The sequence below is a fragment of the Mesorhizobium sp. M0296 genome (assembly GCF_040321675.1).
Lineage (GTDB): Bacteria > Pseudomonadota > Alphaproteobacteria > Rhizobiales > Rhizobiaceae > Mesorhizobium.
On sequence record NZ_JAMYRZ010000052.1, the window covers coordinates 13394 to 36789 of the forward strand.

Below are 23396 nucleotides of genomic sequence, written 5' to 3' on the forward strand. Positions count from 1 at the left end.
GCTACTTCCAGACCAATGTCGCCGGCCACAGCGAGTTGAGGAACGCCGAAGCGACGCTTACCGTGGAAAGGGGCCTCAATTACATCCAGACAAAGGCTGTCGCCATGGCGGACGTCAATTTGAACTTCGCCTTCCTGTTCGGCGACGACAAGCGCATCACCGTCGATGCCGGCGCCGTCGAATCGACCAATCAGCTCGAAGTCGTGCTGGTGCTCGACAATACCGGGTCGATGGCCAGCAACGATCGCATCGGCGCATTGCGGACGGCGGCGACGGCCCTGATCGATATGCTCGAAGCGGCGAAGTCGCCGACGCGCAGCGTACGTGTCGCGGTGGTGCCGTTCGTCACCGCCGTCAACGTCAAGGGCGAGGACTACGATCCGGCCTGGATCGACATGGCCGGCAAATCGCCGAACAATGGCGCCAATTTCCCCTTGGTCGGCGGCAAGCGCGTCAACCATATGGACCTGTTCAAGCAATTGGGCGTCGAATGGAGAGGCTGCGTCGAAGCGCGGCCCGGAACCAACAATGTTTCCGACATTTCGCCCGACCAAAACAAACCGGACACCCTGTTCGTACCCTATTTCGCGCCGGACGATCCAGGTAACGCTAAAAATCCAACCAGCTCCTACGGCAATTCAGCGACCGGCTACAACAATTCCTATCTCGACGATACCGTTGTCACCATGCTTCCCGGCCTCACCAGCGACATGGCGAAGTACAGTGTTTCGACGATGAAGCTGATCAACGACAAGAGAGGCCCACTGACTATCGGCCCAAACCGGGCCTGTCCGACGCCGATAGTGCCGCTGACCGATGATTTCGACAAATTGCGGAAGGCCGTCGGTGAGATGATCGAATGGAACGGCTCGGGGACCAATGTTTCGGAAGGCTTGTCATGGGGGATGCGGGTGCTCTCGCCGGAAGCGCCTTACAGCGACGGCGCGCCGTTCAGGTCGTCAGGCACGACCAAAACGGTGCTGCTGCTCACCGACGGCGAGAATGTTGTCTATGGCGCGAAGGATACGCCACAGAAGTCGGACTATGGCTCCTACGGATTCCTGGCCTCGGGTCGGTTTGGATCCAGCGACCAGACCGCGGCTGCGCGCAATGTCGACGATTGGACAACCAATGTATGCAACCAATGTATGCAACACATTGAAGAAGCAGGACGTGCAGATATTCACAGTGCTGCTGCAGGCCGACACCGCAGCCAACCGCAAGCTCTACGAGGCCTGCGCATCGTCGCCGTCGGATTATTACCCGACCAACGACGTCAGTCAGCTCGAAAGCGTCTTCCTGAAAATCGGAAGCTCGATTTCGCAACTGCACTTGACGAACTGAACGACGTCGGCCGCTCTCCCGCCGCCGCTGCTCAACTCGTGTGTGCAGCCACTTTGCCTGTGGTTTCGGGGAAGAAATCGGGCGCGGCATGGCGCTTGCCGAACATCATGTCGTATTGCAGCAGACGGAAGTCGCGGATTGCCGGATCGATCTCTTTCTGACGCGACCAATCGGGGGTGGCGTCGCCCCCCGGTGCCAAAAGCAAATTGCGGTCGATAACGCGGTAGCGCTCTCGCAACTGTCCGAGGAAGCCGGTGTAATAGGGATGGCTGATGCCGGCTGTCTTCAGGATATGGTAGGGCAGGAAGGACGGGCTGACGGCGCCTAGATCCTCGGCCGGGCCGCTGCGATTCGACCAGACGATCAGCGGCGTCTGGTGGTGCAGCAGCATCTGGTCGGCCGCCTCCTTGCGCGGCGCAACATTGTCCTTCAGGAAGCCGGTCTCGACGTAGACCGGCCCAAGCGGCGGCAGATGGTCGCCGAAGAACGCGATGACGGTCGGCCGCTCGCGTTTCTTCGCCCATTCGATCAGCCGCTCGAGGCCGCGGTCCGCGTCGGAAGAGCCTTCGGCATAGCTCAACAGCGATTCACGGGCCCATTGGCTGATCGGCGCCTGCACCTTGTGGGTCGGATTGTTATAGCGATACGGCTCATACGGCCCGTGGTTCTGCAGGCTGACGGCGAAAAAGAACACCGGCTCGGCGCTGGTATCGGCTTCGTGGATGATCTCGTCGGTCATCGCAGCGTCCGACGCGAGCGGTCCGCGCTTCTGCATGGGCGGCAACGTCTCCTCGGACTTGAAGTCGTTGAAGCCGAAATCGGCATAGACGGCCCCCCGGTTCCAGAACCAATTGGTGCCGGGATGGATGGCGCGCGCCCGGTAGCCCTGACTTTTCAGGAAGGTCGCCAGCGAGGGAGTCGGTGTCCGCACATATTGCTGGTAGGGAATGCTGCCCGCCGGCAGGAAGGCGTTGGAAAAGCCGGTCAGGGCCTCGAACTCGATGTTGGCCGTCATGCCGCCGAACTCGGGCGAGAACATGTAACCCGTGCGCAGTGCCCGCACATTGGGGATCGGGTCGGGTGTGATGGTGACGCCAGGCAGCTTGGTCGGATCCCAGAAGGATTCGCTCATGACGACGATGATGTCGGGCTTCTCGGCAGGTACCGAGGCGGTCACCTGCGGTTTGCCGATCGCTTCGATCGCCTTGTCGGAATAGCCGGGCGGCGCCGAGACATGCGCCATCGGAACGTTAAGCGCGAAGGCGAGCGCAAAACCGTTTGAGGCATAGTTTTCCTTCTGGTCCCACATGATCGGGATGATCTGCAGCCGGTCGCGCGTCCACGAGAAAGTGGCATAGTCCATGATGGAAACGAAGAAGGCGATCAGCGGTACTGTCAGCGTCAGCCGGGCAAGGCGGCCCTTGTGGCTGAGCGCCGGAACGCGGCGGCGCCATAGCCGCCAGCCATAGACGAGCAGCGACAGCCCGCCGACGATGCCGATCGCCAGGGCAATGGCGGTTCCCGGGCGATCGCGTACCAGAAGCGGCATCAGTGCCACGATCTGCCGGGAATAAAGGAAATCGGTCGGATAGAGCGGATCGCCGAGATACAGCGACTTCTGGTGGCCGACGAACGCCAGCGACAATGTCAGCGGCGCGACGATCATCAGGCTCTGATGACTGCGGCCGAGCACGGCGTCGAGGCCGATGAGGATCAGCGCAAAAATGATGATCGTGGTCCAGCCGGGTTTGAAAGGCTGCAGAAAGAAATCAATGGTGCCGGCAAAGTTGCCGCGCACGATCAGTTCGATGGCAAACACAAGGATGGCCGCAGCCAGCAAGCTGATAAGGCCATAGCGGATGACAGGCCATTTGCGCGCCGGCAGATAGCCGGTCGACGGATCGCCTTCAAGAAACTGGGGCGCCGCCTCGGCTGCGCTCTGCTTGGTCTTTGCCACTTCAATAGTTCCCCGGCCCGCAACAAAAGCGTCACTCGATTGTCATCGAACTGTCACGCAAAGCCTAGCGCCTGTGGCGGAAATAAGAAGAGCCAGCAAACAAATCGTGAGCGGTTTTCATCATGAGTGATCGCCAAAAAGTCTGCCGAAACAGGCACTCGGCCGATATTACGCGATCAAGGTTGGACTTGACTTGGCCGCACGCCTTGCGTCACAGGCAACGTGAACCAGCAGCTGGGAGCCGCCGATGGCCATCGCATTCACCTTTCCGGGGCAGGGCAGCCAGGCTGTCGGCATGGGCAAGGACCTCGCCGATACCTTTGTGGAATCGCGGCGGATCTTCGAGGAAGTTGACGACGCGCTCGGCGAAAACCTATCGAAGCTGATCTGGGAAGGCCCGGAAGAGACGCTGACGCTGACCGCCAACGCCCAGCCGGCGCTGATGGCGGTGTCGCTTGCCGCAATCCGGGCGCTGGAGGCGCGCGGCTTCTCCCTGAACGGCAAGGTCACCTATGTCGCCGGCCACTCGCTCGGCGAATATTCGGCACTTGCGGCCGCAGGTTTCGTTTCGGTCGCCGACGCCGCCCGGCTGTTGCGCATCCGCGGCAATGCCATGCAGGCGGCTGTGCCGGCCGGCGAGGGCGCCATGGCGGCGATCATCGGGCTGGAACAGGCCGACGTCGAAGCCGCTTGCGCAGAGGCCGCCCAGGGCGCCGCCAAAGATCCCGCACAAGCCTTGGTTTGCCAGATCGCCAATGACAATGGCGGCGGCCAGCTGGTGATCTCCGGCGCCAGGCCAGCGGTCGAACTGGCGGCGAGGCTATGCACGGAGAAGGGCGCCAAGCGGGCGCTGATGCTGCAGGTCTCGGCGCCCTTCCATTCGGCATTGATGAAGCCTGCGGCCGAGATCATGCGGGAGGCGCTGGCCGCCGTGACGAAGAGTGCGCCGGTCGTGCCGCTGGTCTCCAATGTTACGGTGACCCCGACGAGCGATCCCGACGAGATCGCCCGCCGACTCGTCGAACAGGTGATCGGGCGCGTGCGCTGGCGCGAAACGGTGGAGTGGTTCGGCAGCAACGGCGTTGTGACGCTTTACGAAGTGGGCGCCGGCAAGGTGCTGTCGGGGCTGGCCCGCCGCATCAACCGCGACATTGCCACCAGCAGCATCGGATCGGCGGCGGAGGTCGAGACGGCACTTGCCGCCTTGGGTGACCACGCAGCTTGAATTCATCAGTGCTTGCCGCTACATGAATACATGTATCGCAACAAGGTGCGGCATGCCCACATCGATCCGCCTTTCTCCTGAAGTCGAGCAGCGCCTGGATTTTCTCGCGGCCAAGACTGGTCGCAGCAAGGCCTACTATCTGCGCGAGCTCATTGAACGTGGTCTGGAGGACTTGGAGGATTACTACCTGGCTGCCGAAGTCGTTGAGCGGATCAGGCGTGGTGAAGAAGACGTCATGAGAGCCGAGGACTTCTGGCGTGGCCTGGACGCTTGAATACGCCCACTCGGCGCGAAAATTTGTCGAAAAACTGGATCCGCAGACACGTCACCGTATCCGTGATTTTATTGAAAACCGCATTGCCGTTCTCGACAACCCGCGTGAACTCGGCAAACCGCTGAAGGGCCCGCTCGCAACCTTTTGGAGATATCGCGTCGGGGATTATCGCATCATTTGCGATGTGCAGGATAACCGGCTCGTCATTCTGGTGGTAACCATAGGCCACCGCGGCAACGTTTACAGATAGCCGAACTCACCGGCCCGTATGATTGGCCAGTACGATTTGGGAAGAGGATAAAGCATGTTCGAATTGACCGGCCGCAAGGCGCTCGTCACCGGCGCATCGGGAGGTATAGGCGAGGCGATCGCCCGCGTGCTGCACGGCCAGGGCGCCATCGTCGGCCTGCATGGCACACGTATCGAGAAATTGGAGGCGCTGGCCGCCGAACTGGGCGACCGGGTCAAGCTTTTCCCGGCCAATCTTTCCAACCGCGACGACGTCAAGGCGCTCGGCCAGAAGGCGGAAGCTGACCTCGAAGGCGTCGACATCCTCGTCAACAATGCCGGCATCACCAAGGACGGGTTGTTCGTGCGCATGGCTGACGCCGACTGGGATAGCGTGCTCGAGGTCAACCTGACCGCCGTGTTCCGGCTGACCCGCGAGCTTACCCATCCGATGATGCGGCGCCGCCATGGCCGCATCATCAACATCACTTCAGTGGTTGGCGTCATGGGTAATCCCGGCCAGACCAACTATTGCGCCTCCAAAGCCGGTATGATCGGCTTTTCCAAATCGCTGGCGCAGGAGATCGCCACCCGCAATATCACCGTCAACTGCGTCGCCCCGGGCTTCATCGAATCGGCGATGACCGCCAAGCTCAACGACAAGCAGAAAGAGGCGATCATGGCGGCGATCCCGACCCGGCGCATGGGCACGGGCGCCGAAGTCGCCTCAGCCGTCGCCTACCTCGCTTCCAACGAGGCAGCCTACGTCACCGGCCAGACCATTCATGTGAATGGCGGCATGGCAATGATCTAACACTTGGGAAAACGCTTCATTCCGTCTTGGATGCACGGGATTTTTCGTGTAATGCCGCCCGCAACCCGGCGGTTCGGGCAAAAACCGGTCCTGTTCCGCTGCGTTTCCGGCAGGACCATCTTTCAGCTTGATTAGCGGCATTCTGCCCGCTAACGAAGACAGACAACCAAAAGACGAGGATGCCCAAATGAGTGACACCGCAGAGCGCGTCAAGAAGATTGTCATCGAGCACCTTGGCGTCGATGCCGACAAGGTGACGGAGCAGGCGAGCTTCATCGATGATCTGGGCGCGGACAGCCTCGACACGGTCGAACTTGTCATGGCGTTCGAAGAAGAGTTCGGTGTCGAAATCCCGGACGACGCCGCCGAGACCATCCTGACTGTTGGCGATGCGGTGAAATACATCGACAAGGCCTCCGCCTGACGCTATTTGCAGTCATCACCGGGGAGGACCTGCGATGAGGCGTGTCGTCGTCACGGGCCTTGGGCTGCTTTCGCCGTTCGGCATGGGCTTCGAGCACAGCTGGAAGGAGCTTCTGACCGGCCGCAGCGCAGCCAAGCGCATCACCGAATTCGAGGTGGAAGACCTTGCCTGCAAGGTCGCCCACGTCATTCCGCGCGGTGACGGCTCCAATGCCACTTTCAATCCTGAAGCCGTTCTCGAGCCGAAGGAACTGCGCAAGATCGGCGACTTCATCCTGTACGGGATCGCGGCCGCCGACGAGGCACTCAAGGATTCCGGCTGGCAGCCGAAGACGCATGAGGAACAGTGCGCCACCGGCGTGCTGATCGGTTCGGGCATCGGCGGCATCGAAGGCATCGCCGAGAATGCGATGATCCTCAAGGAACGCGGTCCGCGCCGCATCAGCCCATTCTTCATCCCTGGCCAGATCATCAACCTCGTCTCCGGTCAGGTCTCGATCCGGCATGGGCTGAAAGGTCCCAACCATGCCGTCGTCACCGCTTGCTCGACCGGTGCGCACGCCATCGGCGATGCCGCCCGGCTGATCATCTGGGGCGATGCCGACGTTATGGTCGCAGGCGGCGCCGAAGCGCCGGTGACGAGACTGTCGATCGCCGGGTTCGCCGCTTGCCGCGCGCTCTCCACAGAGCGCAACGACGCGCCACAAACGGCCTCACGCCCCTATGATCGCGATCGCGACGGCTTCGTCATGGGCGAGGGCGCCGGTGTTGTCGTGCTCGAGGAGCTCGAACACGCCAAGGCCCGCGGCGCCAAGATCTATGCCGAGGTCACCGGCTACGGTCTGACCGGTGACGCCTATCACATCACCGCGCCTGCCGAAGACGGCGACGGCGCTTTCCGTTGCATGAGCGCGGCGCTGAACCGGGCGAAGCTGACGCCGGCCGATGTCGACTACATCAACGCGCACGGCACCTCGACAATGGCCGATACGATCGAACTCGGCGCCGTCGAGCGGCTGGTCGGCAACGCCGCCTCGAAGATATCGATGTCGTCGACCAAATCGTCGATTGGCCACCTGCTGGGCGCGGCTGGTGCTGCCGAGGCGATCTTTTCGATCCTCGCCATTCGCGACAACATCGCGCCGCCGACGATCAATCTTGACAATCCGGAGCGCGAAACGGCGATCGACCTGGTGCCGCACAAGCCGCGGGCCCGCCAGATCGACGTGGCGCTGTCCAACTCCTTCGGCTTCGGTGGCACCAACGCCTCGCTCGTCTTCCAGCGCTACAATGGCTGACCGCTCTGCCGGTTTCCGTCTGCCGTCAATTTTGCCATATTCGCCCCTACTCTGCCCGAGGGGATTCGTCGCAAGATCAAATGGTAGGGCGCTATGAACACAAATCCGGCCGATAACGGGGAATTCGGGCAACGGGCAACAACGCCCGGCCCGATCGTGCCGAAGACGGCCAGCGAGGCGTTGCGGCCCGAGGCCGGCACGCCGCCGCCGAAGCGCTCGCGTGCCTCGCGCAGCCAGTTCGTTGTGTTCATGAACTTCGTCATCTCTTCGGTGATGCTGATGGTGCTGGCGGCAGGCGTTGCGCTGTATTTCGGCAAGCAGGAGTTCAACGAGCCCGGCCCGTCGGCCAATGGCGACACTTTCCTGGTCAAGCCGAATAGCGGTGTCCAGGAGATCGCCGACCAGCTTGAGCGGCGAGGGCTGATCAGCGACGCCCGCATTTTCCGCCTTGGCGTGCGCGCCTTCGGCAATGATTCGGCCCTGAAGGCCGGCGAATACGAGATCAAGCCGCAGGCGTCGATGCACGATATCATGGAACTGCTGAAGAGCGGCAAGTCGGTGATGTATTCGCTGACTATCCCCGAGGGGCTGACGGTCGAGCAGGCGCTGCAACGGATCGCCGAGCAGGACGCGCTGACCGGCGATATGCCGTCGACCACTCCACCTGAGGGCAGCCTCGCCACCGACACGCTGCGTTTCACCCGCGGCGCAACACGCCAGCAGATGGTCGACAAGCTTCTGGCCGACCAGAAGAAGCTGGTCGACGAGGTCTGGCGGCGCCGAGCGCCGGATTTGCCGATCGCCAACGTTGAGGATTTTGTCACCCTGGCCTCGATCGTCGAGAAGGAGACCGGCAAGGGCGATGAACGCTCGCGTGTAGCCGCCGTCTTCCTCAACCGGCTGGCCAAGGGTATGCGGCTGCAGTCGGACCCGACCATCATCTACGGCCTGTTCGGCGGCAAGGGCAAACCCATCGACCGCCCGATCTATCAGTCGGACATCCAGAAGCCGACGCCCTACAACACCTATCTGATCAACGGCTTGCCGCCGACGCCGATCGCCAATCCCGGCCGTGCGACGCTGGAGGCCGTCGCCAATCCGTCGAAGACCAGCGATCTCTACTTCGTCGCCGACGGCAGCGGCGGGCACGTCTTTGCCTCGACGCTCGATGAGCATAACGAGAATGTCGCTCGCTACCGGGCACTGCTGAAAAAGCAGGCGCAGGACGCCGCCAAGGCCGGGGCAACCAATACCGGAGCCGACACGCCGGCGGGAGCCATCGTTGACGATGCGGGCGCCACCGCCGCCCAGTAGGGCCGGACGCCATCAGGTTGGCCCTGTGCATGTCCGGGTGGATGTGCAAGGGCTGCTATGGCATTGAAATTCACATGATCCTGTCCGGAGAAAATCGCTCCGGCTTGAGGGGCATTCGGCAAAGGGACGCACGGCTACATGAACTTGCAGAGCATGACCGGTTTTGCGCGCAGTGTCGCCGAACACGACGGCACTTCGATTGCCTGGGAAGCCAAGTCCGTCAACGGCAAAAGCGTCGAGGTCAGGCTGCGGCTGCCGCAAGGTTTCGACCGGCTGGAGCCGGCCGTCCGGCAGACGGTGCAAAAGCGTTTTGCGCGCGGCAATTTCCAGATGACGTTGACCATTGGCCGCGCCGCCGGCGCTCAAGCGCAACCTGTGGTCAACGAGGCTTTCCTGAAGGATCTGGCGGGGTTGGCCAAGCGGCTGCAGGAGCGGTTCGGAGTAGCCCCTGCGGCGGCCGACGGGCTGCTTGCGCTGCGCGGCGTCCTCGACATTCCCGAAACCATCGAAACCGAAGAGGCGCGCAGTGCGCTCGATACCGCAATACTGTCGGCGCTGGAAGCAGCACTGAACGGACTGCAGCAGGCGCGCCAGGGCGAAGGTGCGGCACTTCGTTCCCTGCTGTCCGGCCATATCGATGCCATCGAGGCGCTGACGCTGCGGGCCGAGGCCGATCCATCACGCGAACCGGCCACGATCCGCGAAAGGCTCGCCGAGCAGATCCGCCTGTTGATGGACGCGTCCGCCAACTTGGACGCCAGCCGGCTGCATATGGAAGCGGCGTTCCTGGCCACCAAGGCCGACATACGCGAGGAAATCGACCGGCTGAAGACGCACGTGGTGTCGGGGCGGGCACTGCTCGCCGGCGGTGGGGCCATCGGCCGCAAGCTCGATTTCCTGGCACAGGAATTCAACCGCGAATCGAATACGCTGTGTTCCAAGTCGAATGCTGCCGCGGTCACCGCCATCGGGCTGGAACTGAAGGCGGTCGTCGACCAGTTTCGCGAACAGGTCCAGAATCTGGAATGATCCCGATGCCAAGCCACATGACTGCCAAGCCCCATGACCGCTAGGGATGTGGGTTCCCGCATTCGGCGCCGCGGGCTGATGCTGGTCTTGTCGTCGCCGTCAGGCGCCGGCAAGTCGACGATTGCGCGCAATCTGCTGGAGAGCGATTCCAGCCTGGAATTGTCGGTCTCTGTCACCACGCGGCCACGCCGCGGCAGCGAGATCGAGGGCGTCCATTACCACTTCCGTACCATGCGCGAGTTCGAGCGGCTGCGCGATTCCGATGCGCTGCTCGAATGGGCGGAGGTGCACGGCAATTGCTACGCGACGCCGCGCGAGCCGGCTGAACAGGCGCTGGCCGAAGGCCGCGACATGCTGTTCGACATCGACTGGCAAGGCGCTCAGCAGCTCAAGGAGAAGATGCGCGCCGACATCGTCTCGATATTCATCCTGCCGCCATCGATGAAGGAATTGAAGGCGCGGCTGAAGCGTCGCGCCGAGGACCAGGAAGCGGTGATCGAGACGCGGCTCAAGAACGCCCGCAACGAGATCGAGCACTGGAAGGAATATGATTTCGTCATCGTCAACGACGATCTCGACCGCGCTTTCGCCGAGGTGCGCGGCATCGTCACCGCCGAACGGCTCAGACGCGATCGCCGGCCCGGCCTGTTCGATTTCGTCTCGGGGCTGCTCGACGAAAGGACGGATTGATCAAATCGCTGTCCCCGCGACCAGGATCAGATTGCGGCTGAGCGCGGCGTCGCGCAGTTCCAATGCCGCGGCATATTCGGCCGAGCGGTACCAGCGCCGCGCCGTGTCCATGTCGGGGAATTCCACGATGATCAGCGGCCGGGGAGACCAGTCGCCTTCCAACCTTTCCACCTTGCCACCGCGTACCAGATAGCGCCCGCCATGCCGGGCGATGGAGGCAGCCGCGTGGGTGCTATAGGCTTCGATCGCCTCTGCGTCGCGGATCGTGACGTCGGAAATGACATAGGCGGCCATTGTTTGTCTCCGGGCAGGTTTGTCCGGCTATCTATGCCGTGAGAGCGGAAACTCCACGCAGACGCGTCCCGGCATCACACCGCGTTGGTCAGGCGAACGAACTCCTCGACGCTCAGCGTCTCGGCGCGCCTGGTCGGATCGATGCCGGCACGGGTGAGCAGCGCCTCGCCGCCGAGGCTTTTCACGCTCTGCCGCAGCATTTTCCGGCGCTGGCCAAACGCCGCTTCGGTGACGCGGCTGAGCCGTTTCACCTCTGCCGGCAAGGGGCTGGCGCGCGGCACCAGATGCACCACCGAGGACGTCACCTTGGGTGGCGGCGTGAACGCCTGCGGCGGCACGTCGAAGGCAATCCTCGCCTCCGTCCGCCAGCCTGCCAGCACGCCGAGCCGACCATAGGCATCGCTGCCGGGGCTGGCTGCAATGCGTTCGGCGACCTCGCGCTGGAACATCAGTGTCATCGATGTGTAGAAGGGCGGCCACTCGGTGACGGTCAGCCAGCGGATCAGCAATTCGGTGCCGATATTGTAAGGCAGGTTGGCGACGATTTTCGCCGGCCCGCCGCTTTCCCCTTTAGCAAGCGCTGCAAAATCGGTTTTCAGCGCATCGCCGGCTACGATCTCTAGCCGGCCCGGATAGTGGTTCGAGATCTCGGCCAGGGCCGCCAGGCAGCGCTCGTCGCGCTCGATGGCGACGACCCGCCGGGCGCCGTTGAGGAGCAGGGCACGAGTCAGCCCGCCCGGACCGGGACCGACCTCGATAACCGTAACGTCGCTCAGGTCGCCGGCGGTTCGCGCAATCTTGCTTGTCAGGTTAAGGTCGAGCAGAAAATTCTGGCCCAGCGCCTTTTTCGCCTGCAGCCCATGGCGCTCGATCACCTCGCGCAGTGGCGGCAGGCCGTCTATGCTCATCGGGCTGGGCTCATCAGGCGGGCTCATCGGTTAAGGCCGTCGAATTTGGCTGATTGGGCTCAGGGCCTACGGCCTTTTCCCGGTATCGGCAAGAACGCGAGCGAGTTTCAGCGCTGCAATCAGGCTGCCGGCACGGGCGATGCCCTTGCCGGCGATGTCGAAGGCGGTGCCGTGGTCGGGCGAGGTGCGGACGAAGGGCAGGCCGAGCGTGACGTTGACCGCCTCGTCAAACGCCAGCGCCTTGGCCGGGATCAGCGCCTGGTCGTGATACATACAGAGCGCCACGTCGTAGCCGGCGCGGGCGCGAGCATGAAACAGCGTGTCGGCCGGCAATGGCCCGAAGGCGTCGATCCCTTCCTGCCTCAGCCGGTCGACCGCCGGGCGCACGATCCGCTCGTCTTCGGTGCCCATGGTGCCGCCTTCGCCGGCATGCGGGTTGAGGCCGGCAATGGCGAGCCGCGGCTTGGCAATTCCGAAGCGGTTCGCAAGGTCGGCGGCGGTGATGCGGCCGGTGGCGACGATAAGGTCCGTCGTCAGCGCTTTCGGCACCTCGGCCAGCGCGATGTGGATGGTGACCGGCACGGTGCGCAGGTCCGGTCCGGCAAGCAGCATCACAGGCGTCACTTCGGTGCCGGTGTGAAGCGATGCCAGATGCGCCAGATATTCGGTGTGGCCGGGAAAGCGAAAGCCGGCGTCGTAGAGCGGCTTCTTGGCAATGGGGCAGGTGACGACCGCGGCAGCGCGGCCGGCCAGGCAATCGGCAACTGCGCAGTCGATCGCCTCGATGATGCCGGCGGCGTTGGCTGGATCCGGGCGGCCGGGACTGTCGACGAAACGGGCAGCAAGCGCCACCACCGGCAGCGCGCGCGAAAACACCCCCGGCGCTAACGCCGGCGTCGTCTCGGCAATCGCGATATCGGTGCCGAGCCTGTGCGCTCGCACGGCAATCAGTGCCGGATCGGCAAGGAGATAAAATGACGGAACGCCAGCGCTTTCGCGGGCCTGCCAAGCAGCGATGGCGATGTCCGGCCCCACGCCGGACGGATCGCCGACGCTCAACGCCAGCGGAAGCTCTGCGTCAGCCACGGCGCTTCGACTTCAGCGCTCGATTATGCGGGCTTTCTTCCGCAACTCCTCGACATATTTCTTCGAGAGTTCGTCGGCGTTCTTGTCGCTCGAACCTTCACTCTGGAACACCATCTGCGCGGCTTTGTCGTCTGACACTTCGCGCGACGAGCAGATGCCGATGAATTCGACACCGCGGTCGGTTTCGCGCGTCGTGGTGGCGCCGCCGACCTTTGTAGCCTTTATCTGCTCGGCCCAGTCCGCCGGCAATTGCGGCGCCAGCACCCGGCCGAGATCGCGAACGGTGACATCGATCAGGCCCTTGGCGAATTCGCGCGTGGTGTTGCAGCCGTTGAAGCGGGCGCGCATAGCGTCGGCTTCGCGTTTGCGCTTGGCCAGCGTCGCGCTGCGCTCGGCCGCCGGCACCACGAAGATGACCTGCTGCAGCATGTACTCTGTGGCGCTCGGTTTGCTGCCGCCTTTTTCGAGCATGCGCTTGACGAGGTCCTGCTCGCTCATGGCGCCGCCGCCGTCGCTAGAACGGTGACGCGCGGTCAGCGCCTGGTTCCAGGCCATCTGCGCCCGGATAAAGTCCTTGAAATGCTCCTTGGTGACGCCGGATTGCGCCATCGCGCCGTCAAGCTGCTTGAGCGGCATCTTGTTGCTGGTGGCGAAACGCTGATAAGCGGCATCGACCTGCTCGTCGCTGATGCGGATGCCGAGCCGCCGGGCTTCGGCCAGGCGCAGCGTCTGGTCGATCATTTCCTGGCCGGCATCGCCCTTTCTGTGCTGCAGGCGCAGGAAAGCGGCCCGATGCTGGATGTCGCCGGTGGTGATCGGTATATTGTTGACGACGTATTTGATCTCGGTGGCGAAAACTGGCCGCGTCACCGCGGTGGTCGAGAACGCCACCAGCAGCGCGAACCCTGCCGAAAAGAGGTATTTCCTCATCGAAAGCATCCCAATTCCATCCCGATTCAGCCGAACCTATCCCAGTTCAGGCCGTCAAAATTCGTGCCTGCTCTATGCGGCGAAACAATGTCGTCCGCCAGCCGCCCCGTTGCCGACCGCTGCCCGTTATTGAATGGTGTCGATGGAGCGTTGCGACGAGCCGAAATCGCCGAGCGTGCGGAACGACAGGTTGAAGCCGACGTTCTGCGATACTTCCTTGGTGTTCAGGTCACGTCTTTCCGAAAACGTCATCAAATAGGTAAAGCACGAATCACTATAGGCAAAGCCGACCCCGTCCTTGACCAGAACGCTCTGCTCCAGATCATATGTGCCGGTGCCAAAGACGCGCCAATTCTCGGCAAGATGTGTCGAGGCGCCGAGCGTAACCTCATGGCGATCGGTTGAGAAGCCATAGAGTGGCTGCGCCTGGATGAAGGCGTATTTGGCGCTCAGCGATACCGGCAGGCCTGAAAAGGCGGCCTTTACCTCAGCGCGGCGGATCTCGAAGCTTTGCTCGTCGAAACGGCCGCTGACCGAGCCGGAAAACCCGCTGGGGCTGTTGAAGCCGACAAGGCCGACATAGTCGGAGGTTGCAGTTTCAAGGCCTGAATAGGCGCCGACATTGACCAGGTCCGGCGTGCCGAACGAGTTCTGGCCGCCCAGCTGGTAGGATTGGCCGAACACCGCATTGGTGCCCCAGCCATTGTCATATGCGCCGGAATAGCGCAGCCCGACATTGGCGCGTGTGCCGCCTTCCATGCGGTCATAGCCCGAGAATTTGTCGCGCTCGAACAGCGTCGTGGCGTCGAAGACGAAGCTCTGGGCGTCCTCGTTGGGGACCGCCAGCCCGCCGACATATTGCTCGTTCGGACGCATGAATACCTGCGCCATCGGTTCGAAGACATGGCTGGAACTGGTCATCGAAAACAGCACCGGCCAGCGCATCTCAAGGCCGGCGGTCGCCATGTAGCGGGCAAGCGATGAACGCATATCGTCCTCGACGCCGAGATTGGTCGCCATCTGGTTGACGGCGTCGAGCGAGGCCGAGGAGGCGTTGACGTAGCCGGCGTCGCCGCGCAGCGCCAGGAGCGGTGTCAGCAGCAGCCCGCCATCGGTGGTGAAGGTGCGCTTCCATTCGGCTTCCGCGGTAAGGCGCCCGGATTGACCGTCGATGCCGCGGACGTTGTTGACGGACGAAGGGATGCCCGAATTTGCAAGAGCCGTATCGAGCCTGTCGCGGTCAATGACCCGCGCGTTGACGTCGAACGACAGCTGCCCGCCGGCCACCGGCGTGTCGGGGATATAGGCGTAGTCGAGCGAGGGCAGCACCCAGGGCTGCTTGGCGGCGCGTGCAGTCGGATCGCTGGCGAGCGTGTCTTCCTGAACCTCAAAGTGCATGGCGCGCACGTCGAAGTAATTGCGATCGTTGAGCCCCGTCAGGTACACGTCGGAGCGGTGCACGCTATCGTTGAAGCCATCGATGTCGTAGGTGCGCGAGAAATTCTTATCGCTCTGCAGCAGGATGTCCCAGCCGAAGTCCCAGCGCGGGTTGATGGCGAACTGGCCCTGGGTGCCCATCATGCCGCGGAACCTGTTCGGGTCGCCTTCGGTACCCGAATTCACGTTGTGGCCATTGTCATCGATGAAGGCGTCGGGATTCTCCTGCCGGATGCCCGCAATCTTCAGGCTGTACTGACCGTTGTTGAAGCGCTGCCTCCACTCGGCCTCACCGAGGAAACCTTGCTTGGTATAGCCGCTGCCAGTGACAGTGAGATCGTAGGTCGGCGAGAGCGCGAAATAATAGGGGACTTTAACACCGACGCCGAGATCGCTCTTGTAGGCGACGCCGGGGATCAGGAAGCCGCTCTTGCGCTTGACCGTTGGGTCGGCGATCTCGAAAGCCGGCAGATAGGCCAGCGGAAAGCCGAAGAACTCGAAATTCGAGTTCTCGAAGCGAACCGTCTTCTTCTCGCCGTTCCAGATAATCTTCCTGGCCTTGATACGCCAGGTCGGCGCTTTGTCGGGCTTGTCCTCGCACGGCTCGCAGGCGGTGTAGACGCCATTGTGGAACGTCGTCAGCACGCCGCCCATGCGCTCCGCGCTTTCGGCGGCGAAATACGCCTTGTCGATGGTCTCGACCCGCAGCGCGTTGACGAAGCCGTCGGCGAAATCGTCAGTGATGTCGGCATGCTGCGAATAGATTTTGGTGCCGTCGCTATTGACGAGTTCGACATTGCCGCTGGCGACGAGGCGTTTGGTGTTGCGGTTGTATTCGACCCGCTGGGCGACGAGACGGTTGCCGCCGTAATCGATCTGGACGCCGCCGACGGCCGTCACGGTCTGCTTGTCGTTGTCGTAGACCAGCGTATCGGCTGCCAGCAGCATCTGCGTGCCGCTCGGAACCTTCGTTGCCAGCTCACTGACGTCCTGGGCAAAAGCTGGAGCAACCGGGGCGGCGCTGGCAAGCAGGCATGCCAAGGCGCTCGCCGCAGAGAGGCGTGCCAAACCGGCGTGCCTATGGCTGCGCAAAACCGCCTCCCTCACTAGCCGTCTTCCTTGTATAGCAGGAATGTCACCCCGAAGAACATAGCCACGACAACCGGGACCCAAGCCGCTACGGCCGTGGGTACGAATCCCGCTACGCCGAATGCCTTGACCAGCACCGAAACGACATAAAGCAGAAAGCCGGCCACGATGCCACCCAGAATCATCGTTGCCGACTGCCCCATCCTCGCAAATCGCATTGATACCGTTGCCGCAATCAGCGTCATCGCGACAAGCAGGAAGGGCAGCGCAATCAGGGAATTGAACTGCATGGCGAAGGCGTTTGCCTTGAGGCCGAAGGAGCGGGCCACTTCGATCTTGCCGGGCAGATCGTAGAAGGGAATGGTCTCAGGGCGCGCCAACCGCTCTTGCACGAATTCCGGCTTGAGATTGGTCGGCAGCCGATCGCTGGGTAACGACTGGATGGTACCGTCCCGGAACACCTTGACGTCCTGCAATTCCCAGTAGCCGTCCCGCAAAAAGGCGCGCGCCGCATCCTTGCGCTCGATGATGTCGCCTTGCGGGCTGAAGCTGAAGAAGACCGCGTCGGCCATCTCCAGGCCTTGATTGAGAATGGCGCGCGCGCCGATGATGGTGTCGCCGGCGTTGGTTTTCTGCCTGATCCAGGGCGCAGCATCGGCCGAGACGCTGTTCGACTTGCCCGAACGGAGCTGGGTCTCGATCTCCTCGGACCAGGAATAGGCGTGCGCGGCTACCGGATTGATGACGCCGACCGACAAGGCTCCAAACAGCAGCGCCCCGATGCAGCACGGCAGCAGGAATTGCCATGCGGAAACCCCAGCGGAACGGGCAATGACCAATTCGTATTTGCGGTTGAGCGACACCAACGTCGCCATCGCCGAGAACAGGCCGACGAACGGCACCGTCTGCAGCATGATCATCGGCATCCTGAGCCCCGAAATGGCGAACGCAGTTGCGTAGGTGAAGCCCGGCACGCCGGTCGTGCGGCCGGAAAGCTCGGTGAAATCGATCAGGAACACCAGCGCCAAGAGGCCGATGAAGAACCAGATGGTGATCGTCACATAGCGAAAGAAGAAGTACCGACCCAGAGTCCAGCCCATCAGCCGGCTCCCTGTCCGGATGCGCCACGCCCGGCAAAACGGAGCTTGATGGCGCTCCAGCCCTCACTGAAGCGGCCGGCAAGATTGGTTATCCAATCGGCCCAGGCAACCGGCAGTTCCATGGTCCGGTTGGAAACAATGAACCAGATGGCGATCGCCGATGCCACGATCGGGACACCGTAGACCATATAGGCATATTGCGGCACCTTGTCGGCCTTGCCGGCGGCAAAGAACCCGAGCCAGCGCACGAACAGCGCGATCGCGATTGCCGTGATCAGCGGGTGCACACGCGCCTCGCGATGCGAGCGTGCATCTCCGGCGACGGCGAGCGCGATCAGCGCGAAGACGAGCGAATAGGACCACTCGGAAAAACGCTGGTTGAGCTCGGCCAGGTACCTGTTCGGCTTTTGCTGGTACATCTTGTCGTTCGGACTGGGATTGAGCAGATACTGGGTCGTCCGGTCCTTCGGCAAAAGCAGGATGTCAGATGATGCCGACATGAAAGCGGACAAGTCGAAGGCGTAGGAGGTGAACCGGATCACCGAGAGGTCGCCGGTCATGGTTTTGCGATGGATGACGCCGTCATTCATCATCAGCACCTTCTCGTCGCCGCGTTCGATGATGCTGCCGGTCTTGGCGTAGTAGATGAGATTGACGCCTTCTTCGCGCGAATCGGCGACGAAGATGCCGCCGAGGCGGTTGTCGGGAAGCCGTTCGCCAACCTGCAGGAACAGGCCGTCATCGATCTTGCGGAAGGTGCCTTCCTGGATGATCAACGACAACAGATCGGCACGCGATGACGCAATCAACTCGCGGTTCTTCTGGCGTGCGTAAGGGTCGACGCCATTGTCGACTGCGAAGGAAAAAACGCTGGCTGCAAGTGCCAGAAGCATGATCGGCCTGACGATGGTCCAGCGTGAAGCGCCGGCGGCATTGATGACGGCCAGCTCCGAATCCGAATTCATCACGCTGAGGATCTGGGCGACCGCAACCACCAGGGCGAACGGCACGACGATCGGAACGATCGTCGGGATGATCAGCGCTGCGACTTCGAAGAAGGTGAGGGCCGACTGACCGCTATCGGTGACGAGGTCGATGCGGGCGAGCACCTGAGTCGTCCAGACGATCGCCAGCGTCCAGACGAGCGCCAGCGCGAATACCGCGAAAGCACGGCGCATGATGTAGCGTTCAACGACCTTCATGAAGGCTTTTCTCGGCGATTTCGAACGGCATCATGCCTTGGAACAAGGTAGTCGTCCGGCGCCGGCTGCACAACTGGCTCAGTTTGGCGGTTCGATCTGGGTTCTGTCCCGGATCGCAAAATCCGCTGGGCCGGAGTGTCGGCGGCAATGGATAAGAAAGAGCGAACATTGTTGGTTAACAACAGGTTGCGGCGGGAAGCGGGGCCGTGCCGCGACGAATCGTGGATGGTTCGATATCGCATATGGGAGCGATTTCGGCCAAAGTCTTGTCAAATGCGGCAAAACGACCAAATGTCGCGCCGGTCGCGACCGCCGCGGCGTGATAAGACGGGTCAGGATCTGTTGAGCCCCAGCATGGAAGCGGAAAAATTGCGCAGTCAAACCGGTCGGGAAACCGTCTTTGACGGCGCGATCGTGGTCGGCGCCGGCGCGGCCGGCCTTGCCGCCGCCCACGCCTTGATGAAGGCCGGCGTACCGACGCTCGTCCTGGAAAAGGAGAGCCGGCTTGCCGAACCCTGGCATCGGCGGCACCAGCGGCTGCATCTCAATACGCATCGCGATCTCTCGACGCTGCCCGGCATCGGCTATCCCGCAGGCACCCCGGCTTTTCCGCATAAATCGGCCGTCATTCGCCATCTGAACGATTTCAGCCAGGCGCATGGTCTGCCGGTCGCATTCGGCGTTGCCGTTGAAGAGATTACGTTCGACGGCGATCACTGGACCGTGCGGACGAACTCCGGACGTCGTCTGGCGCGCCATGTCGTCGTCGCCACCGGGCGCGACCGGCAGCCGTTTATTCCCGCGTGGAAAGGCATGAAGGATTTTGCAGGCCGGATTATCCATTCGGCCGATTTTGGCGAGGCGAAGGACTACGTCGGCAAAAAGGTGCTGGTCGTCGGAGCCGGCAATTCGGGGTTCGACGCACTCAACCATCTTGCGAATGCAGATGCCCAAAGCATCTGGCTGTCGGCCCGCAACGGCCCGTCGCTGCTGCCGAAACGCATCGGCAAGGTCGCCGTCCACAGGCTTTCACCGTTGATGGCGAGCTTGCCGGTGCGGCTGGCCGATGCGGTGATGGCGACAACCCAGCGCCTGGTTTTCGGCGACCTGACGAAATTTGGGCTTCCGCCGGCTCCCATAGGCGGTGCGAGCCGTCTGAGCGCCGACTACACCGCGATCGCAGCCGATGACGGCGCGGTTCGCGCCATAAAGGCAGGCACGATCGTGGTGGTGCCACCATTGCGGGAATTTACCCAAGACGGCATCGTATTGAATGACGGCAGGTTGATCACGCCCGATATCGTCATTGCGGCGACCGGCTATCGCAGCGGTCTGGACCAGATGTTCGGCAAGCTCGGCGTTCTCGACGGCAAGGGCGTTCCGCTTTTCAACGGCGGCGATGCCGATCCGAAATTGCCCGGTCTGTGGTTTACCGGCATGCGGCCGAGCATTCGCGGTTGTTTCGCCAACGCCCGCATTCAGGCCAGGGCGATAGCGGCGCGGATTGTCAAGCAGCGATGATGAGCCGGACTATGCCGATTGTTCCGCCCGCAATAGACACGCCTTGTTGAGCGTGCTCGAACCGAAAGGTCAATGATCATGACGCCAGTCAGCATTCGCTACATGGTCGATGATGTCGCCGCCTCGATCGACTTCTACTGTGGACATCTGGGCTTCGCTGTTGAACAGGACGCGCGACCGGCTTTTGCTTCCGTCACTCGCGGCGCTTTACGGCTCCTTCTAAGCGGACCCGGCAGTTCGGGTGCACGGGCGATGCCGGATGGCCGGCAGCCGGTGCCGGGAGGTTGGAATCGCATCCTGTTGGTGGTGCCGGACCTGAAAGAAGAGGTTGCGCGCCTCAAGAGTGCTGGACTTGTCTTTCGCAACGATATCATAACGGGCGTCGGCGGTTCCCAGACGTTGCTCGAAGACCCATCGGGCAATGTTATCGAGCTGTTTCAACCCGCCGCTCACTGACGAACGTTTCTCGCAATAATCCAACTCACTTCCCCGAAAGCAGGACATGATGAATTCGAGACCCTCGATCGCCTTTGCCAAATTCGCCGCGCCCAAAAAAGGCAGCGTTTTCGTTCTGGTGGCCGACGAGGGCGGCCTCAGCGATGCCGCCAGGGCTTGCGATCCGGCAAAGACCCTCGAGCGGGCTTTTCCGGTCGCCGACTTCACCGGCAAATTCGCCAGCCTGGTCGAAGTGCTGGCACCGGAAGGGACATCGCTCGAGCGGCTGGTGGCGGTCGGTGCCGGCAAGGGCTCCAATCTCGATGATTACGCCTGGCTGAAGCTCGGCGGCACGATTGCCGCGTCCTTTCGCAAGGCAACCGAAGTGGCCGTCGTGCTCGATCTTCCGGGTGCGGCCGTCAGCGGCAGGCAAGCCGTTCAGCTTGCAGCGGGCATCCTGCTGCGCAGCTATTCCTTCGACAAGTACAAGACCAAAAAGAACAATGGTGACGACAAGCGCGAGCCAAAAAAGCCGGTCAAGGTGACTATTCACACCGCCGATCCGGCAGCTGCAAAGAAGGCCTTCGCCGATGAAGCGGCGGTGATCGGCGGCGTCTTGCTGGCGCGCGATTTGGTCAATGAACCGGCCAATGTTTTGGGACCGGTGGAATTCGCCGCCCGCATCGCCGAACTGGAGGCGCTCGGCGTCACGGTCGAGATCCTGGCCGAGAAGGAGATGAAGAAGCTCGGCATGGGTTCGCTGCTGGGCGTAGCGCAGGGTTCGCCGCGTGGCGCCCGCATCGCGGTCATGCGGTGGGACGGCGGCAAGGCCAAGGAAAGCCCGGTCGCCTTCGTCGGCAAGGGCGTCACCTTCGACACCGGCGGCAATTCGATCAAGCCGGCGTCGGGCATGGAGGACATGAAGGGCGACATGGGCGGCGCTGCTGCCGTCACCGGGCTGATGCACGCGCTGGCCGCGCGCAAGGCGAAGGTCAATGTCGTCGGCATTGTCGGGCTGGTTGAAAACGCCGTCGACGGCCACGCTCAGCGACCGGGCGACATTGTCACCTCGATGTCGGGCCAGACTATCGAAGTGCTCAATACCGACGCCGAGGGCCGCCTGGTGCTGGCCGATGCGCTCTGGTACTGCAACGACCGCTTCCAGCCGAAATTTATGATCAATCTGGCGACGTTGACCGGCGCCATCATGGTCGCGCTCGGCCAGCATTATGCCGGCCTGTTCTCCAACAATGACGAGTTGGCGGACCGGCTGACGGCGGCCGGACAGGCGACGCAGGAGCGGGTGTGGCGCATGCCGCTCGGTGCCGAATACGACAAGCTGATCGATTCCAAGAATGCTGACATGAAGAACATCGGCGGCCGCCATGGCGGCGCCATCATCGCCGCGCAGTTCCTGCAGCGCTTCGTCAAGGACACGCCCTGGGCGCATCTCGACATTGCCGGCACGGCGATGGGGGCGCCCTCCAACGAGATCAACCAGTCATGGGCTTCCGGCTTCGGCGTCAGGCTGCTCGACCGGCTAGTGCGCGATCATTACGAGCAATGAGCGGCTCGGGCGGGACTCCGACAATGTAGACTGAACGCATGGCCGAGATTCTGTTTTATCACCTGACCGAATCGACGCTGGAGGATGCGTTGCCCGGCCTCCTGGAGCGCAGTATCGATCGCGGCTGGCGTGCCGTGGTGCAGACCGGCACCGAGGAACGGCGCGACGCGCTGGACCAGCATCTGTGGACTTTCCGGGACGATTCATTCCTGGCCCACGCAACGGATCGCGAAGCCCATCCCGCCGAGCAGCCGGTGGTTCTGACCGTCGGCCCCGACAATCCGAACCAGTCGCAGATACGCTTCCTGGTCGATGGGGCGGTGCCGCCGGAGCTTGGCGGCTACCAGCGCGCCGTGTTCCTGTTCGACGGCCACGATGCAGCCCAGCTAGAGGCGGCACGCACGCACTGGAAGACAATGAAGGAGGCCGGCCACACCGTGACCTACTGGCAGCAGACGCCCGACCGGCGCTGGGAACGCAAGGCTTAGAGAATTTGCCGGCAAGGGAATCAGGTGGCGCCGCAAGAGTGCGACGACAAAAAGATGGACCGCCGGCTATTCAGAAGACCGGAGCAAGCCCGATGCCGCCCGATGAACGAACGCCAGGCATGCCGATAGATGCCGCACTTGTTCGCCGGCTGATTGCCGCGCAGTTCCCCAAATGGGCGGACCTGCCGGTAGAGACGGTCGAGCCTGGCGGCTGGGACAACCGCACGTTCCGGCTGGGCGACAGCATGTCGGTGCGGCTGCCGAGCGCTGCCGCCTATGTCGCCCAGGTCGAGAAGGAGCATCGCTGGCTGCCCCGCCTGGCGCCTCACCTGCCTCTGCCGATACCCGTGCCGCTGGCCAAAGGCGCGCCCGGGGAAGGCTATCCATGGCCTTGGTCCGTCTATCGGTGGCTTGGCGGCAGACCGGCGGCTGGTGGACTGATTGCCGATCTTGCTGAGTTCGCCCGTTCGCTGGCCGGCTTTCTGGTTGCGCTCTACCGGATCGACGCTGCCGATGGGCCACCGGCAGGGCAGCATAATTTCCACCGCGGTGGCCGGCTTTCGGTCTACGACGCCGAGACCCGAGCCGCGCTCTCGGCGCTCGGCGGCCGCATCGACAAGGCCGCCGCCGAGGCCGTGTGGGCGACGGCCCATTGCTCCCGCTGGCCACGGGCGCCCGGGGGGGGGCAAGGCGCCGTAGCCCGCGGCCAAATGCGGGGCGAAAATGTGACCCGAAAACCGGGG

General features: G+C 62.7%; 22 protein-coding genes. 14 read left to right on the forward strand and 8 right to left on the reverse strand.

The features are described from left to right. Positions 1-1375: 1375 nt before the first annotated feature. Positions 1376-3301, reverse strand: coding sequence for an LTA synthase family protein (locus NKI97_RS31415; protein ID WP_352493155.1), 1926 nt, complete (start codon positions 3299-3301; stop codon positions 1376-1378). Positions 3302-3548: 247 nt separating this feature from the next. Between NKI97_RS31415 and fabD the strand changes: the two genes are divergently transcribed. From fabD to gmk, 9 genes are all read left to right on the forward strand, one after another. Beyond that, positions 3549-4526 (forward strand): ACP S-malonyltransferase, encoded by a 978-nt coding sequence (gene fabD / locus NKI97_RS31420; protein ID WP_352838196.1) that lies wholly within the window; start codon positions 3549-3551, stop codon positions 4524-4526. A 52-nt stretch (positions 4527-4578) separates the two neighbouring features. Beyond that, positions 4579-4800, forward strand: coding sequence for a type II toxin-antitoxin system RelB family antitoxin (relB, locus tag NKI97_RS31425; protein WP_352467166.1), 222 nt, complete (start codon positions 4579-4581; stop codon positions 4798-4800). Further along, positions 4784-5050, forward strand: coding sequence for a type II toxin-antitoxin system RelE family toxin (locus NKI97_RS31430; protein ID WP_352471092.1), 267 nt, complete (start codon positions 4784-4786; stop codon positions 5048-5050). Before relB ends, NKI97_RS31430 begins: the two co-directional genes overlap by 17 nt. Before the next feature lie 54 nt (positions 5051-5104). Beyond that, the gene (gene fabG / locus NKI97_RS31435) at positions 5105-5842 is read left to right on the forward strand and encodes a 3-oxoacyl-[acyl-carrier-protein] reductase (RefSeq protein ID WP_352471093.1); all 738 of its coding nucleotides are present in this window, start codon (positions 5105-5107) and stop codon (positions 5840-5842) included. Positions 5843-6029: 187 nt separating this feature from the next. Further along, positions 6030-6266 carry an acyl carrier protein gene (locus tag NKI97_RS31440; RefSeq protein ID WP_006203723.1) on the forward strand — a complete coding sequence of 79 codons (237 nt, stop codon included), beginning with the start codon at positions 6030-6032 and terminating at the stop codon, positions 6264-6266. 34 nt (positions 6267-6300) lie between these two features. Then, positions 6301-7563 carry a beta-ketoacyl-ACP synthase II gene (fabF, locus tag NKI97_RS31445; RefSeq protein ID WP_352838198.1) on the forward strand — a complete coding sequence of 421 codons (1263 nt, stop codon included), beginning with the start codon at positions 6301-6303 and terminating at the stop codon, positions 7561-7563. A gap of 93 nt (positions 7564-7656) precedes the next feature. Further along, positions 7657-8877 carry an endolytic transglycosylase MltG gene (mltG, locus tag NKI97_RS31450; protein ID WP_352453225.1) on the forward strand — a complete coding sequence of 407 codons (1221 nt, stop codon included), beginning with the start codon at positions 7657-7659 and terminating at the stop codon, positions 8875-8877. A gap of 138 nt (positions 8878-9015) precedes the next feature. Next, the gene (locus NKI97_RS31455) at positions 9016-9906 is read left to right on the forward strand and encodes a YicC/YloC family endoribonuclease (RefSeq protein WP_352453226.1); all 891 of its coding nucleotides are present in this window, start codon (positions 9016-9018) and stop codon (positions 9904-9906) included. A gap of 33 nt (positions 9907-9939) precedes the next feature. After that, positions 9940-10596 carry a guanylate kinase gene (gene gmk, locus NKI97_RS31460; protein WP_352453227.1) on the forward strand — a complete coding sequence of 219 codons (657 nt, stop codon included), beginning with the start codon at positions 9940-9942 and terminating at the stop codon, positions 10594-10596. Here the strand turns inward: gmk and NKI97_RS31465 are convergent, their stop codons facing one another. From NKI97_RS31465 to lptF, 7 genes are all read right to left on the reverse strand, one after another. Next, positions 10597-10890, reverse strand: a complete 294-nt coding sequence (locus tag NKI97_RS31465) for a DUF1330 domain-containing protein (protein WP_352453228.1) — start codon at positions 10888-10890, stop codon at positions 10597-10599. A 74-nt stretch (positions 10891-10964) separates the two neighbouring features. Further along, complete coding sequence (gene rsmA / locus NKI97_RS31470) at positions 10965-11798, reverse strand: 16S rRNA (adenine(1518)-N(6)/adenine(1519)-N(6))-dimethyltransferase RsmA (RefSeq protein ID WP_352453229.1); 834 nt, start codon at positions 11796-11798, stop codon at positions 10965-10967. Positions 11799-11864: 66 nt separating this feature from the next. Beyond that, entirely contained in the window at positions 11865-12884 is a 1020-nt protein-coding gene (gene pdxA / locus NKI97_RS31475) for a 4-hydroxythreonine-4-phosphate dehydrogenase PdxA (RefSeq protein WP_352453230.1), read from the reverse strand. A gap of 12 nt (positions 12885-12896) precedes the next feature. Continuing rightward, the gene (locus NKI97_RS31480; RefSeq protein ID WP_352453231.1) at positions 12897-13823 is read right to left on the reverse strand and encodes a peptidylprolyl isomerase; all 927 of its coding nucleotides are present in this window, start codon (positions 13821-13823) and stop codon (positions 12897-12899) included. Positions 13824-13940: 117 nt separating this feature from the next. Next, the gene (locus NKI97_RS31485; protein ID WP_352453232.1) at positions 13941-16358 is read right to left on the reverse strand and encodes an LPS-assembly protein LptD; all 2418 of its coding nucleotides are present in this window, start codon (positions 16356-16358) and stop codon (positions 13941-13943) included. Beyond that, on the reverse strand, positions 16358-17443 hold the full coding sequence (gene lptG, locus NKI97_RS31490; RefSeq protein WP_023677695.1) for an LPS export ABC transporter permease LptG: 1086 nt from the start codon (positions 17441-17443) through the stop codon (positions 16358-16360). The genes NKI97_RS31485 and lptG overlap by 1 nt, the downstream gene beginning before the upstream one ends. Next, positions 17440-18642 carry an LPS export ABC transporter permease LptF gene (gene lptF, locus NKI97_RS31495; RefSeq protein ID WP_352453233.1) on the reverse strand — a complete coding sequence of 401 codons (1203 nt, stop codon included), beginning with the start codon at positions 18640-18642 and terminating at the stop codon, positions 17440-17442. Before lptF ends, lptG begins: the two co-directional genes overlap by 4 nt. A 354-nt stretch (positions 18643-18996) precedes the next feature. Here lptF and NKI97_RS31500 point away from each other — a divergent pair, with 354 nt between their 5' ends. The 5 genes from NKI97_RS31500 to NKI97_RS31520 all read left to right on the forward strand — a co-directional run. Further along, positions 18997-20163 carry a flavin-containing monooxygenase gene (locus NKI97_RS31500; protein WP_352838201.1) on the forward strand — a complete coding sequence of 389 codons (1167 nt, stop codon included), beginning with the start codon at positions 18997-18999 and terminating at the stop codon, positions 20161-20163. Positions 20164-20235: 72 nt separating this feature from the next. Then, complete coding sequence (locus NKI97_RS31505) at positions 20236-20619, forward strand: VOC family protein (protein WP_031212013.1); 384 nt, start codon at positions 20236-20238, stop codon at positions 20617-20619. Positions 20620-20668: 49 nt separating this feature from the next. Further along, entirely contained in the window at positions 20669-22165 is a 1497-nt protein-coding gene (locus NKI97_RS31510) for a leucyl aminopeptidase (RefSeq protein ID WP_352453235.1), read from the forward strand. 38 nt (positions 22166-22203) lie between these two features. Beyond that, complete coding sequence (locus NKI97_RS31515) at positions 22204-22653, forward strand: DNA polymerase III subunit chi (protein WP_352744931.1); 450 nt, start codon at positions 22204-22206, stop codon at positions 22651-22653. Positions 22654-22745: 92 nt separating this feature from the next. After that, positions 22746-23396, forward strand: a 651-nt coding sequence (locus NKI97_RS31520; protein ID WP_352838202.1) for a phosphotransferase, incomplete at its 3' end; no start/stop codon positions are given.

Coding starts and splice junctions, on each gene's coding strand:
- fabD (WP_352838196.1), top strand. CDS start 3,549: ATGGCCATCGCATTCACCTTTCCGGGGCAGGGCAGCCAGGCTGTCGGC.
- relB (WP_352467166.1), top strand. CDS start 4,579: ATGCCCACATCGATCCGCCTTTCTCCTGAAGTCGAGCAGCGCCTGGAT.
- fabG (WP_352471093.1), top strand. CDS start 5,105: ATGTTCGAATTGACCGGCCGCAAGGCGCTCGTCACCGGCGCATCGGGA.
- NKI97_RS31440 (WP_006203723.1), top strand. CDS start 6,030: ATGAGTGACACCGCAGAGCGCGTCAAGAAGATTGTCATCGAGCACCTT.
- fabF (WP_352838198.1), top strand. CDS start 6,301: ATGAGGCGTGTCGTCGTCACGGGCCTTGGGCTGCTTTCGCCGTTCGGC.
- mltG (WP_352453225.1), top strand. CDS start 7,657: ATGAACACAAATCCGGCCGATAACGGGGAATTCGGGCAACGGGCAACA.
- NKI97_RS31455 (WP_352453226.1), top strand. CDS start 9,016: ATGAACTTGCAGAGCATGACCGGTTTTGCGCGCAGTGTCGCCGAACAC.
- gmk (WP_352453227.1), top strand. CDS start 9,940: ATGACCGCTAGGGATGTGGGTTCCCGCATTCGGCGCCGCGGGCTGATG.
- NKI97_RS31465 (WP_352453228.1), bottom strand. CDS start 10,890: ATGGCCGCCTATGTCATTTCCGACGTCACGATCCGCGACGCAGAGGCG.
- rsmA (WP_352453229.1), bottom strand. CDS start 11,798: ATGAGCATAGACGGCCTGCCGCCACTGCGCGAGGTGATCGAGCGCCAT.
- NKI97_RS31480 (WP_352453231.1), bottom strand. CDS start 13,823: ATGCTTTCGATGAGGAAATACCTCTTTTCGGCAGGGTTCGCGCTGCTG.
- lptF (WP_352453233.1), bottom strand. CDS start 18,642: ATGAAGGTCGTTGAACGCTACATCATGCGCCGTGCTTTCGCGGTATTC.
- NKI97_RS31500 (WP_352838201.1), top strand. CDS start 18,997: ATGGAAGCGGAAAAATTGCGCAGTCAAACCGGTCGGGAAACCGTCTTT.
- NKI97_RS31505 (WP_031212013.1), top strand. CDS start 20,236: ATGATCATGACGCCAGTCAGCATTCGCTACATGGTCGATGATGTCGCC.
- NKI97_RS31510 (WP_352453235.1), top strand. CDS start 20,669: ATGAATTCGAGACCCTCGATCGCCTTTGCCAAATTCGCCGCGCCCAAA.
- NKI97_RS31515 (WP_352744931.1), top strand. CDS start 22,204: ATGGCCGAGATTCTGTTTTATCACCTGACCGAATCGACGCTGGAGGAT.